At 70.5% G+C, this 12,562-nt stretch carries 11 protein-coding genes; 4 read left to right on the top strand and 7 right to left on the bottom strand.

The features are described 5' to 3' along the window. The first annotated feature begins 488 nt into the window (after nucleotides 1-488). From B5D66_RS24430 to B5D66_RS24415, 4 genes are all read left to right on the top strand, one after another. The gene (locus B5D66_RS24430) at nucleotides 489-1,355 is read left to right on the top strand and encodes a helix-turn-helix domain-containing protein (RefSeq protein ID WP_078764181.1); all 867 of its coding nucleotides are present in this window, start codon (nucleotides 489-491) and stop codon (nucleotides 1,353-1,355) included. After that, nucleotides 1,348-1,536 carry a DUF397 domain-containing protein gene (locus tag B5D66_RS24425; protein WP_078764180.1) on the top strand — a complete coding sequence of 63 codons (189 nt, stop codon included), beginning with the start codon at nucleotides 1,348-1,350 and terminating at the stop codon, nucleotides 1,534-1,536. Before B5D66_RS24430 ends, B5D66_RS24425 begins: the two co-directional genes overlap by 8 nt. Nucleotides 1,537-2,015: 479 nt before the next feature. Then, entirely contained in the window at nucleotides 2,016-2,765 is a 750-nt protein-coding gene (locus B5D66_RS24420) for a GntR family transcriptional regulator (protein WP_144390324.1), read from the top strand. Nucleotides 2,766-2,920: 155 nt separating this feature from the next. Beyond that, nucleotides 2,921-3,733, top strand: a complete 813-nt coding sequence (locus B5D66_RS24415) for a GntR family transcriptional regulator (protein WP_078764178.1) — start codon at nucleotides 2,921-2,923, stop codon at nucleotides 3,731-3,733. A gap of 201 nt (nucleotides 3,734-3,934) precedes the next feature. Here the strand turns inward: B5D66_RS24415 and B5D66_RS24410 are convergent, their stop codons facing one another. The 7 genes from B5D66_RS24410 to B5D66_RS24380 all read right to left on the bottom strand — a co-directional run bounded on the left by B5D66_RS24410 (nucleotide 3,935) and on the right by B5D66_RS24380 (nucleotide 12,201). Continuing rightward, on the bottom strand, nucleotides 3,935-5,584 hold the full coding sequence (locus tag B5D66_RS24410; protein ID WP_078764177.1) for an AMP-binding protein: 1,650 nt from the start codon (nucleotides 5,582-5,584) through the stop codon (nucleotides 3,935-3,937). Nucleotides 5,585-5,749: 165 nt separating this feature from the next. Further along, nucleotides 5,750-7,204 carry an amino acid permease gene (locus tag B5D66_RS24405; RefSeq protein WP_078764176.1) on the bottom strand — a complete coding sequence of 485 codons (1,455 nt, stop codon included), beginning with the start codon at nucleotides 7,202-7,204 and terminating at the stop codon, nucleotides 5,750-5,752. Between the two features lie 365 nt (nucleotides 7,205-7,569). Beyond that, the gene (locus B5D66_RS24400; RefSeq protein WP_078764175.1) at nucleotides 7,570-8,334 is read right to left on the bottom strand and encodes a crotonase/enoyl-CoA hydratase family protein; all 765 of its coding nucleotides are present in this window, start codon (nucleotides 8,332-8,334) and stop codon (nucleotides 7,570-7,572) included. Nucleotides 8,335-8,344: 10 nt separating this feature from the next. After that, complete coding sequence (locus B5D66_RS24395) at nucleotides 8,345-9,118, bottom strand: SDR family NAD(P)-dependent oxidoreductase (RefSeq protein WP_078764174.1); 774 nt, start codon at nucleotides 9,116-9,118, stop codon at nucleotides 8,345-8,347. A 130-nt stretch (nucleotides 9,119-9,248) separates the two neighbouring features. Beyond that, on the bottom strand, nucleotides 9,249-10,058 hold the full coding sequence (locus B5D66_RS24390) for an ATP-binding cassette domain-containing protein (RefSeq protein ID WP_078764173.1): 810 nt from the start codon (nucleotides 10,056-10,058) through the stop codon (nucleotides 9,249-9,251). Beyond that, on the bottom strand, nucleotides 10,055-11,206 hold the full coding sequence (locus B5D66_RS24385) for an ABC transporter permease (protein ID WP_078764172.1): 1,152 nt from the start codon (nucleotides 11,204-11,206) through the stop codon (nucleotides 10,055-10,057). Before B5D66_RS24385 ends, B5D66_RS24390 begins: the two co-directional genes overlap by 4 nt. Continuing rightward, nucleotides 11,206-12,201 (bottom strand): substrate-binding domain-containing protein, encoded by a 996-nt coding sequence (locus B5D66_RS24380; RefSeq protein ID WP_235001211.1) that lies wholly within the window; start codon nucleotides 12,199-12,201, stop codon nucleotides 11,206-11,208. Before B5D66_RS24380 ends, B5D66_RS24385 begins: the two co-directional genes overlap by 1 nt. Nucleotides 12,202-12,562: the final 361 nt, after the last annotated feature.

The following is a 12,562-nucleotide window of genomic DNA, read 5'->3' as shown; positions in this document are numbered from 1 at the left end:
AGATCCGGCTGCCCCCGATGCCGCGCCCGATACGGCATCACCGCGTCGTAGTCATAGGTGAGCTCCCACTTATGCGCATACCGCTCCGCGAGCAGACACCACCCGTAGTGATCCGGCAACCGCCGAGGCGGGGACGGAGGTGGGGGCGAGGGCTCCTGGGGGCGACGGGCGGGCGGTACAGACCCCGAAGGAGACGGACCACCGCGCGCCAACGCCGCGAACACAAGCAAGAGCAGGGAGAACAGTCTCATGGGAACCCCTTCGGGGGTCAGGCCGGCCGAGAGTAACTGATGGGAATGAACGGCCGGCGAATGACTTCAGGCATCTGTATGGTGACGCACGGGAGTCAAATATGCAATGCACATTTGAAGATCGCCTCTGCATGCTTCACTGTGCGTAGCACGGAAAGGTGCACTGAAGGTTAAATGGCGCAAAATCGGCTGCTGACCGTAAGATCGGGGGTCATCAGTTCCTCGAGAGGAGCACAGATGGCCCACTCCCCGACCCTCAGGAGACGGCGGCTCAGTCGCCGCCTCCGTGAGCTTCGCGCGGCACGCGGCCTCACGACTGAGGTGGTCGTGCAGCGGGCACGCGAAACCGCCACCGCGAAATGGTCGAGGCATAAGCTGACGCGCATCGAGCGTGACGACTGGGTCCTGCCGAGCCTCGACGACGTGCGAACGCTACTCGACATCTACGGCGTCACCGACGAGGCCGAGCGAGCGACGTACCTCACGCTCGCCGCAGAGGCGCGCCAGCGCGGCTGGTGGGCCAGCTACGGTGACATCTTGGGACGCGGCGCCTACGTCGGCCTGGAGGCAGAGGCTCAGATGATCCGCACCTACGAGGTGCTCGTCATCCCTGGGCTATTGCAGACTGAGGACTACGCACGTGCGGTGATCCGCGGCGGCGGCCTGACTAACAGCGCAGACGTCGAACGGCGTGTCGAGGCACGGGTCATGCGCCAGACAGTCCTACGCCGCCGTCCAGATGCGCCCCGTCTCTGGGCGATCATCGATGAGGCCGCTCTCCGGAAGATTCCATCGCAGCTCCTGCAAGAGCAGGCTCAGCACCTGCTGGACATCCAGGAACAGGCATCCGTCCGAGTACAGATCCTGCCCGACTCGGTGGGGCCGCACGCCGCGACCAGTGGCGCGTTCACCATCCTCGATCTACCCGACGACGATCCCAGCGTCGTCTACCGTGAGAACGTGGCGTCGGGGATCTTCCTCGACGACCCCGCTGACCTTGAGGAGTACATCACCGTGTATGACCATATACGGGGCAGCTCTCTAGGGGTCGACCAGTCACGCGCCTACCTGGAGGCGCTGATCGAAGGACATGACCATGCCTGAATTCCACAAGAGCAGCTACTCCCACGCGAAGACAGAGAACTGCGTCGAGGTCGCTGAGGGGCAGCGGACTCTCGTCCGCGACTCACGGAACCCCCACCTCGGCCACCTCACGTTCCCCGCTGGAGAATGGGCCGCGTTCCTCCGTGACCTGAAAGGGTCCGACAGCGAGACGGCACGCTAGCTGACAGGCGAAAAGAAGGGGCCTCGGCGAGATTCCGCCGAGGCCCTTCTACCTGAATTCCCAACGCCAGCATACTCCGCTACGGACAGACGGCCACCAGCCGGCCGACCGACCCTCAACGCAACGCCGGGTCCTCCCTGGAGGCATCGCCGCAGACAGGTCCCGACATCAACTAGAGATCACCTACGACTAGGTAGTCCCTGGCTCACACTGGCAACACAGTGCCCTCTCGATAGGGACGCACTCTCGGGCCTTAGTACTCCAACCGGCCCGGGACTCCCCCGCGTGCGCGGGGCTTACAGGAGACTCGTGCCGAGACGGCGCGACGTACAACCGAAACCATGCTCGCGGTCGCCGGTGCGGTGATGACGTGGACCCCATGTTCCATGAACCACCTCGGATTGGCGCGCGAATCAATAATCTGTACGTGCGGCTTGTCAAGCTGTTCAGAGAGATCCGCCGATCCAAGGAGCCCGCACGTGAGCCGCCCGACCTACCAGCGCATAGCCGACGAGCTGCGGCGACGCATCATCGCGGGCGACTACGGACCCGGTGACCGGCTGCCGTCACGACAGGCCCTCGCGACCGAGTTCGACGTCGGCCCTCGCATCGCGGCCGACGCCGTACAACAACTCGTCGCCGAGGGATACGTGGTCTCACGCACGGGTTCGGGAAGCTACGTCCGCCCCAAACCGCCGCTCAGACGACTCACCCGAAGCTGGTACCGGGAGGCCAGAGACGGCTCCCCATTTCGCGCGGACATGGCGGCACAAGCCGTACGTGGTGGGTGGGAGTCCACCTCCCAACCGGTCCCGGCATCGGAGAACATCGCGCACCGCCTGGCGATCGGGGCCGGAGACGAGGTGATGCGGACCCACTACACCTTCACCGGTGACGATGAGCCGGTGATGCTCTCCACCTCCTATGAGCCACTGGAGATCACCCGCGGCACCGAGATCGTCCTGCCCGAGGACGGTATCCACGCCGGCCGCGGAGTGGTCGAGCGCATGCGGGTGATCGGACACGAGATCACTCACGCCTCGGAGATCGTGACCGCGCGGACCGCCTCGGCGGAGGAGGCCGACCGTCTCCGCATCGCGCGCGGCGCCGTCGTCATGGTCATCCGGCGGACCTACTCCACCACTGACCGGCCCGTCGAGACGGCCGACATCGTTGTCCCCACGGATCGCTACGAACTGGCGTACACGATCCCGGTCGGACGGGATTGAACAAAACGAAACCGCCTCCACCCACCCACTGCTCTCCGGTCAAGGCGAGGGCCGGGTCGTAACATTCGCGGCTGGGCCTCCCCGTCTTCGCCCACATGAGAGGCTGTTTATAGGGGCTGAAGCTCGCGCGAGCGACCTACCTGCAAAGGACAGTCATGGATGCGAGGACGCTGCACGACATCGCGCGGATCTCCGACCCGCTCGACCGGGCGCGAGCCGCGTCGAGTGCGATGGCCACCCTCCAAGGGCAGTCGGTCGAGCTGTCGCGAATCCGGCGCGGCGCCATCATCGAAGCGCGGGAATCCGGCCTCCGCCAAGACGACATCGCCCGCCACCTGGGCGTGACGCCGGGGCGGATCAGCCAGATGAAGAAAGCCGGCGGTGACAGCGGGCACCGGGCGCCGACCGGACCGGTCGAACCCCGGCCGAGGGTCCTGGTCGAACGCGCCCTTCCCACGCCACCGACCGTGCGCGGATCCACATCGCTCTACCTCACCGAGGCCGAACAACAGGGGCTCAAACCCGAGCGACGCATGCTGTTCGTCGGGAAGGAGCCGGCCAACGAACACGTGGCCGCCGCTCTACGTGTGGAAGCGGGCGCGCCGGTCATCGCGCGTCGCAAAATGTTCTGGGCCAACGACGTTCCAGTACGTATCGCGACCAGCTACTTCCGATTGGACGTGGGGGAGAACACGCGGCTCGACGCCGAGGGTTTCGTGCTCCCCACACTCCAGGCCGCCCTTGAGGAGATGGGGCACCGGTTCGGCCACGCGACCGAGACGCTGACCGTCCGGCCGGCCACGCCGTATGAGGCCGACCTGCTCGACATCGCGGGCGAATGGGTCGTCCAGGTGCTCCGCGTCAGCGTCAGCACCGATGACGTGCCGATTCACGCCCTGGAAACGATCTGCGCGGCGACCCGGCACGTGTTCCCGATCGGCCAGGTGTCGGGAAGCGACCAGTTCTGACCCCGCAACCGCCGCAGGCCCCGGCAGCCGGGGCCTGCGGCGCACACCCCCGACAGGCGGCTCCCCGCCGCTCACGTCACCTCGTCACGGGGTGTCCCCACAACCGTTGCTCCGTCGCCTTGGGAGCCGCTCCGGACCTCCCCTCGCCCGGCCGGTGAACCGGGGCGCCCCGCCCGCCGCCCTGGCGGGGCGCCACGGCGGTCAGGAGGCGGCCGGACCGGCCGACGCGTCCCCGAGCCCCAGCAGGGCGATGGAGCGTTCGCGCATCTCCACCTTGCGGACCTTGCCGGTGACGGTCATGGGGAAGTCGTCGACGACGAGCACATAACGCGGGATCTTGTGGTGGGACAGGCGGCCGGTCGCGAAGTCCCGCAGCGCCGCCGCGTCGAGAGGTTGCGCGCCGGCGCGCAGGCGTACCCACGCGCACAGCTCCTCGCCGTACCTGGGGTCGGGGACCCCGACCACCTGGATGTCGGCGATGTCGGGGTGGGCGTGGAAGAACTCCTCGACCTCGCGCGGGTAGATGTTCTCGCCGCCCCGGATCACCATGTCCTTGATCCGGCCGACGATGGTGAGGTAGCCGTCCTCCCGCATGACCGCCAGGTCACCGGTGTGCATCCACCCCGCCTCGTCCACGGCCTCGGCGGTCTTGGCCGGCTCGCGCCAGTACCCGCGCATGACCGAGTAGCCGCGGGTGCACAGCTCCCCGGCCTGTCCGCGCGGCAGGACGCGCCCGTTCGCCGGATCGACGACCTTGACCTCGATGTGCGGGGCGACCCGGCCGATCGTGGAGACGCGGCGCTCCAGGTCGTCGTCGATCCGGGTCTGGGTGGACACCGGCGACGTCTCGGTCATCCCGTAGCAGATGGCCACGTCGCTCATGTGCATCTCGTGGACCACCCGCTTCATCACCTCGACCGGGCACGGCGAACCCGCCATGATCCCGGTGCGCAGGCTCGACAGGTCGTAGGAGGCGAAGTCGGGGTGGTCGAGCTCGGCGATGAACATCGTCGGCACCCCGTACAGGGCGGTGCAGCGTTCGGCCTGGACCGCCGCCAGGGTGGCCGCGGCGTCGAAGACCGGCGCCGGGATCACGATGCACGCCCCGTGCGAGGTGATGCCGAGGTTGGCCATGACCATCCCGAAACAGTGGTAGAAGGGCACCGGCACGCAGAAGCGGTCGTGCTCGGTGGTGCCCAGCAGCTCGGTGACGGAGAACCCGTTGTTGAGGATGTTGTGATGGGTCAGCGTCGCCCCCTTGGGCGTGCCCGTCGTCCCCGAGGTGTACTGGATGTCCACCGGGTCGTCGCAGGACAGCGCCGCCTCGCGGGCGCGCAGCTCGCCGTCGTCGAGGGCGCGGCCCCGGGCGATCAGCTCCGCCCAGTCGGGGGTGCCGATGTGGACGACCTCGCGCAGCTGCGGGCAGTCCGGCCGGACCTCCTCGACCATGCGGCGGTAGTCGCTGGTCTTGAACTCGGTGGCCGAGACGAGCAGCGAGGTCCCCGACTGCCGCAGCGCGTAGGCCAGCTCATGCGTGCGGTAGGCCGGATTGAGGTTGACCAGGATGGCCCCCGCCCGGGCCGCGGCGTACTGCGTGATGACCCACTCGGCGCAGTTGGGCGACCAGATGCCCACCCGGTCGCCGGGCGCGACCCCGGACGCGATCAGGCCCTTGGCCATCTCGTCCACCGCGGCGTCGAAGTGCGCGTAGGTCCAGCGGCGGCCGGTGGCGTACTCGACGAGGGCGTCGCGCTCGCCGAAACGCTCCGCCACGCGCCGCAGGTTCTCCCCGATGGTCTCGCCCAGGAGCGGGAAGTCCGATGTCCCACTGGCGTAGGAAAGACGTTGCATAACGGCCACCTTGTCTGTGAGCCACCTCACGGTCAAGAGGGTGGAGCGCCCAATGCGGCCCGAGACGCGCGGGCCGGCGCGTGGAGGCCCCTTCGACACGGTGGTGGCCCGCCCCGTCCTTCGCCCGACCAGGCACGGCCGCGCGGGTGGAGCGCCCCGCCCCGGTCAGCCCGGTTCCGGCAGCGCCTCCCGTTCACCGGCCGCGACCGCCCGCACCCGGCCGCGCACCACGAACCAGCCGGCGACCAGCCCCGCCGCGATGACGGGCACGCACATGACCGTCGCCCGCCCGGCCTCCTCGTCCAGCCACATCAAGAACAGCACCACCGCGAAGAAGCCCAGCGTGGCCAGCGTCGTCCACGGCGCCGCCGGCAGCCGGTAGACGGGCCGCTCCACCAGGCCCGCGCGCGCCTGACGCCAGAACAGCAGGTGGCACAGCATGATCATGCCCCAGGTGCTGAGGATGCCGATGGCGGCGAAGTTCAGCACGATCTCGAACGCGCGGGCCGGGACCGCGTAGTTCAACCCCACCCCCAGAACACACACCCCCGAGGTCATCAGGATGCCGCCGTAGGGGACCCGGCTGCGGCTCATCACACCGGCGAACCGCGGAGCCGACCCCGCCACCGCCATCGACCGCAGGATCCGGCCGGTGGAGTACAGGCCGGAGTTGAGGCTCGACATCGCCGCGGTGAGGACCACCAGGTTCATGACGTCGTCCGCGGCCGGAACCCCCAGCTCGGTCAGGACCGTCACGAACGGGCTCTCCCCCGCGGTGTAGGCACCGTGCGGGAGCAGCATCGCCAGCAGCAGCACCGATCCGACGTAGAAGACCCCGATCCGCCACATGATCGAGTTGATCGCCCGGGGCATGATCCGTTCGGGTTCGGCCGTCTCGCCCGCGGCGACGCCGACCAGCTCCACCGCGGCGTAGGCGAACACGATGCCCTGCACCACCAGCACCACCGGCAGCAGCCCGTTGGGCAGCAGGCCGTCCGCCACCAGCAGGTGCGGGCCGCTGTCGTGTCCGCCGACGTCGTGACCGGCCACCAGGAGCCCGACACCCACGAGCATGAAGGCGACGAGCGCGGCGACCTTGACGATGGCGAACCAGAACTCCATCTCGCCGAAGATCCGCACCGAGATCATGTTGACGGCGAGCACCACCGCCAGCGCGGCCAACGCCAGCACCCACTGCGGGACGTCACTGAACACCGCCCAGTAGTGCGTGTACATCGCGATCGCGGTGATGTCGGCGACGCCGGTGGTGCCCCAGTTGAGGAAGTACAGCCAGCCGCCGGCATAGGCGCCCTTCTCCCCCATGAACTCCCGGGCGTAGGAGACGAAGGAGCCCGAGGAGGGCCGGTGCAGGATCAGTTCGCCCAGCGCCCGGACGACGAAGAACGCGAACACCCCGCACACCGCGTAGACCAGCGCGAGCACCGGCCCCGCGTCGTGCAGCCGCCCGCCGGCGCCCAGGAACAGGCCCGTCCCGATCGCTCCCCCGATCGCGATCATGTTGATGTGGCGGGCCCTCAGCGACTTGCTGTACCCGGCGTCGCCGGCGTCCGTGGGCGGGACGGGCGTCCCCCCGTCGCGCGGCATCGTCTGTCCACTCATCCGGTTCCTCATCCCTCGTGGGGCACGGAGTGGGAACACGTGGGACCGACGGCGGCCGCTCCGGTGGGTCACCGGCGCTCGGCCATGCCCTGACGGGTGGGGGTCGGCCCGCGGGTGCCGCTTCGCCCGCGGGCTCCGCATCACTGGAGGCGCGGCCGTGGGCGCGCGCTTCCGCGCAGGCCCGCGCGGAAGCGCGGGCCGGACGGGCTCCGGCGGAGCCCACGGTCAGGGTAACCTCCCGGCGCCGCGCTTCCCCGTAACCTGGGCCGTGCGCGACACCGCGGATCGGCCGGCCCGTCCGGCCCCCGGACGCGGCCGGGCGGGGCCGCGTGCGCGGCCCCGCCCGGGAAAGGGGACGGCGAGGGTCACTCGCCCTTCCAGCGGGGCGGGCGCTTCTCGGCGAACGCCGCCGCGCCCTCCATCGCGTCATGGCTGGCGAAGATCGGGCCGATGATGTCGCTCTGGCGCTCCCAGCGCTCGGCGCCGGGCCAGTCGTCGGCCTCGACGATGACCCGCTTGGACGCCGCCAGCGCGAGGGGCGCGTTGGCCGCGATCGCGGCCGCGAGCTCCCGCGCCCCCTCCAGCGCCCCGCCGGAGGGGGTGACCCGGTTGACCAGGCCCAGTTCGGCCATGCGCCCGGCGTCGACGAAGTCGCCGGTCAGGGCGAGCTCCATGGCGATGTTGCGCGGGATGCGGTGGTGCAGGCGCAGCAGGCCCCCGGCGCCGGCCACCAGGCCGCGCTTGACCTCGGGGATGCCGAACCTGGCGTCCTCGGCGGCGACCACGAGGTCGCTGGAGAGCACCACCTCGAACCCTCCGGCCAGCGCGTACCCCTCGACCGCGGCGATCAGCGGCTTGCGGGGCGGACGCTGCACCAGGCCGGCGAAGCCGCGCCCCTCGACGTGGGGCACCTCGCCGCGCATGAACGCCTTGAGGTCCATGCCCGCGCAGAACGTGCCGCCCGCGCCGGTGATGATGCCCACGGACAGGTCACGGCGGGCGTCGAGGTCGTCCAGCGCCTCGGCGACGGCGCGGGCGACCGCGGCGTTGACCGCGTTCCTGGCCTGCGGCCGGTTGATGGTGATGACGGCGACGCCGTCCTCGGTCGTGTAGAGAACCTCGTCGGACACGGGAACCTCCCTACTTCGGCTGCATCCGCAGGCCGCCGTCGATGCGGACGACCTCGGCGTTGATGTAGCTGATCTCGAGCAGCGCGCGGACCAGCTTGGCGAACTCCCCGGGGGTGCCCAGGCGCTTGGGGAAGGGGACCGGGGCGGCCAGCCGCTCCTTGAACGCCTCGGCCTCGGGACCCTGGCCGTAGATGGGGGTGTCGAGGATGCCGGGCGCGACCGTGTTGACGCGCACGCCGATGGCGGCGAGGTCGCGGGCGGCGGGGACGGTCATGCCGATGATGCCGCCCTTGGAGGAGGAGTAGGCGATCTGGCCGATCTGTCCTTCGATCCCGGCCAGGGACGCGGTGTTGACGATGGCCCCGCGCTCGCCGTCCTCGTTGACCGGTTCGGTGGCGGCCATGGCCGCGGCCGCCAGGCGGACGAGGTTGAACGTTCCGATCAGGTTGACGTCGATGACCTTCTTGTAGGAGGCCAGGTCGTGGGGGACCCCGTCGCGGTTGACGGTGCGGGTCGCCCAGCCGATGCCGGCGCACGACACCGCGACGCGCAGCGGTCGCCCGGTGGCGACGGCGGCGTCCACCGCGGCCTGGACCTGTTCCTCGTCGGAGACGTCGGTGGCGACGAAGACGCCCGCGACCTCCTCGGCCAGGGCCGCACCGCGCTCGGCGTTGAGGTCGGCGATGACGACGGTGGCCCCCGCCGCGGCGAGTTCCCTGACGGTGGCCTCTCCCAGCCCGCTCGCCCCGCCGGTGACGAGGGCGGCTACTCCATTCAGCTCCATGCGCGGCACTCTACCGACTCCCCCTCCTCCGAGTAGAACGAGGTTCGGTAATTCTTGTGGGCCGCGCTGCCACCCCCTCCCACCTGCCGGAAGGCGGGGCCGGACCACGCGGCCGGCACCCCGGGAGGGGTCAGGAGCGGTCCCGGTCCAACTCGTGGGCCAGCTCGTCGAGCTCCGCGCCGCCGGACATCAGGTGGACCAGCTCCGCGCGGTCCACCTCGCCCCTGGCGAAGTCGCCGAGGCTGCGCCCCCGGTTGAGCAGCAGGAAACGGTCCCCCACCGGGTGGGCGTGGTGCGGATTGTGGGTGATGAACACGACCCCCAGGCCGCGCTCCCGCGCCCCGACGATGTAGCGCAGCACCACCCCGGCCTGCTTCACCCCGAGCGCCGCGGTCGGCTCGTCCAGGATCAGCACGCGCGCGCCGAAGTGGACCGCGCGCGCGATCGCCACGGACTGGCGCTCCCCGCCCGACAGGGTGCCCACCGGCTGGTCCACGTCGCGCAGGTCGATGCCCATGCGCAGCAGCTCCGCCCGCGTGATGGCGCGCATCCGCGCCACGTCGAGCCGGCGCAGCGGCCCGCGCCCCCGGGTGAGCTCGGAGCCCAGGAAGAAGTTCCGCCAGATCGGCATCAGCGGCACCATCGCGAGGTCCTGGTGGACCGTTGCGATGCCGCGCTCCAGCGCGGCCCGCGGCCCGTCGAACACGACCGGCTCGCCGTCCACGACGAGCTCGCCGTGGTCGTGGCGGTGCACGCCGGACAGGACCTTGATGAACGTCGACTTGCCGGCGCCGTTGTCGCCGAGCACGCACGTCACCTCGCCGGCCCGCACCGTCGTCGAGACGTCGGCCAGGGCGGTGACGTTGCCGTAGTCCTTTCCGATACGGCGGGCCTCGATGATCACCTCGCCGCCGCGCGGGGCGCCGTCCACGCCGCTCACCGCCGCACCTCGCCTTCCGGGTCGAGGGCCGCCCCGCCGGGAGACCCGCCGGCGGCCGCAACGTGCGGGCTGGTCCGCGCGGTCCGCGCCGCGCCGGCGGTGTGCGCCCGGCGCCGCACCGAGGTGTTGACCGCCACCGCGGCCAGCAGCATCACCCCCAGGAACGCCTTGAGCCAGTTGTTGTCCCAACCGGCGAACACGATGCCCTGGTAGGTCATGCCGTAGATGAGCGCGCCCAGCGCGCCCCCGATCGCCGACCCGAACCCGCCGGTCAGCAGACAGCCGCCGACGACGGCGCAGATGATGTAGACGAACTCCACGCCCACGCCGGTGGACGCCTGGACCGTGGTGGTACGGAACAGCGACAGCATGCCCACGAGCCAGCCCGCGAACGCCGTCAACGCGAACAGGCCGACCTTGGTCCGCAGGACCGGGACGCCGCTGTGCCGGGCGCTGCGCGCCTCCCCGCCCGCGGCGAAGATCCAATTGCCCGCGCGGGTGCGCAACAGCACCCAGGTGCAGGCCGCGGTGAACAGCGCCCACCACAGGATCGACACCTGGAAGGTGGCCGGCCCCAGGCGCATGCTCGACCCGAACAGCCAGCGGGCGTCCCAGAACCCGGCGGCGCCGGTCATGCCCTGCACCGCCACCTGGCCGGTGACGGCCTTGGTCAGGGCCAGGTTGAGCCCCTGGAGGACGAAGAAGGTGCCGAGCGTGACGATGAAGCTCGGCAGCCCGGTGCGCACCACCAGCAGGCCGTTGACCAGGCCGACCGCCAGCGCCGCGACCAGGGACACCACGACCGCGACCCAGACGTTGACGCCGGCGTGGGTCGCGAGCACCCCGGTGAGCAGCCCGGTGGAGCCGACCATGACACCGGTCGACAGGTCGAACTCGCCGCCGATCATCAGCATGGACACCGCGACCGCCATGATCCCGAACAGCGCCGCCGACTCCAGCCAGGTGGCGACCCCCTGCGGTGTCAGGAAGGTGTCGGTGACCAGGGAGAAGAAGACGAAGACGGCCACCGCCGCGGCCAGCGCGCCCACCTCGGGACGGCGCAGCAGGCGGACCCGCAGCGAGGCCCGCGGAACCGTCGGGCGCCGCGCGCCGGGAAGGGGCTCGGCCGCGCCCGTGCTCGTACCCATCACCGGGTCCCCCGTTCCGTGAAGGCGCTGACCTGATCGACGTTGTCCTTGGTGACCAGCGCCGGCCCCGAGTACACCGGCTCCCCCGCGCCGACCTCGTTGCCGTTGCGCGCCTTGAGGGCGAGCAGGGTCACCGGAAGGTAGCCCTGGACGTAGGGCTGCTGGTCCACGGCGAACAGCAGGTCGCCGGAGGCGATGGCGTCGGTGATGTCGGTGGAGACGTCGAAGGTGCCGATCCCCACGTCGCTCCCGGCGTCGTCGGCCGCGCCGACGGCGGCGACCGCGATGGCCTGGTTGAGCGCGAGGACGCCGTCCACCTCGTCGTCCGACATCAGCTTGTTGCGGATGGTGCTGCGGGCGTCGGCCGTGTTGGAGATGTCCACCTGGAGGTTCTCCACCTCGCCGGGGAAGGCGTCGCGCGCCCCGCCGCACCGCTCCTCCAGGCCGACGTTGCCGGCCTCGTGGATGACGCAGACGAGTTTGGTGGCCCCGGCGTCGGCGAACGCCTCGCCGGCCGCCGCGCCGGCCATCCGTTCGCTCTGCCCGACGTGGGTGATCGCGCCGTAGTCGGCGGACTCCTCCAGGCCGGAGTTGATGGTGATGACGGGGATGCCCGCCGCGACCGCGCGTTCGACCCCGGCCTTGACCCCTTCGGGGTTGGCCATGGAGACGATGAGGCCGTCCACCCCCCGGGCGACCGCGTTGTCGATGAGCTGGGTCTGCTGGACGGGATCGGGGTCGCCCGCGTACTCGACGGCGACGTCGAGTTCCGTCCCCGCCTGCTCCGCGCCGCTCTTGACCACCTCCCAGAAGGCGTCACCGGGTTTGGCGTGGCTGACGACCGCCATGGTCAACGGGCCGTCGGCGAGTTCCGCCGGCACCGGTGCCGCGGCCCCCGTCCCGGCGGGCATCTCCCCGTTGGTGCATCCGGCGAGCAGCAGCCCGCAGGCCGCCAGGATCGCCCATGGCCGCCGTTTCCGGCCTGACCTCATCATCACCTCCGAAGCTTTCCGTCCCCGTCGCGCGTCCTGGACCACCTCGTTCGTTTCCCGAACGCTTCGGAGCGGACCAGTCGATTTTCTTCGCATTCCACGCAAAACAGCAAAACAACGGCCAGATCCCCCAGCCACCAGGGTCCTCGCCCCTGGCGCGGGACACCGAAACAGGCCCTGTCGCCTACGTCACACCCACCGTCGGGGACGCCCCTCGACCGAGGTCACGGGCGACGCCCCACCGCCGTCCGCCCCCACCAGAGGGCGCCGTCACGGCAGGTGGGGACACGGTTACCGCACGCTCCGGTACGATTCCGGAGGATCGCCCACCGATTTCCCCCTTCCGAAGACATCGTTCTGTTGG

It is taken from the genome of Marinactinospora thermotolerans DSM 45154, assembly GCF_900167435.1.
In the GTDB taxonomy this organism is placed as follows: domain Bacteria; phylum Actinomycetota; class Actinomycetes; order Streptosporangiales; family Streptosporangiaceae; genus Marinactinospora; species Marinactinospora thermotolerans.
Note: the sequence above shows the minus strand (reverse complement) of the source record. Positions and strands in the feature narration are given on the sequence as shown.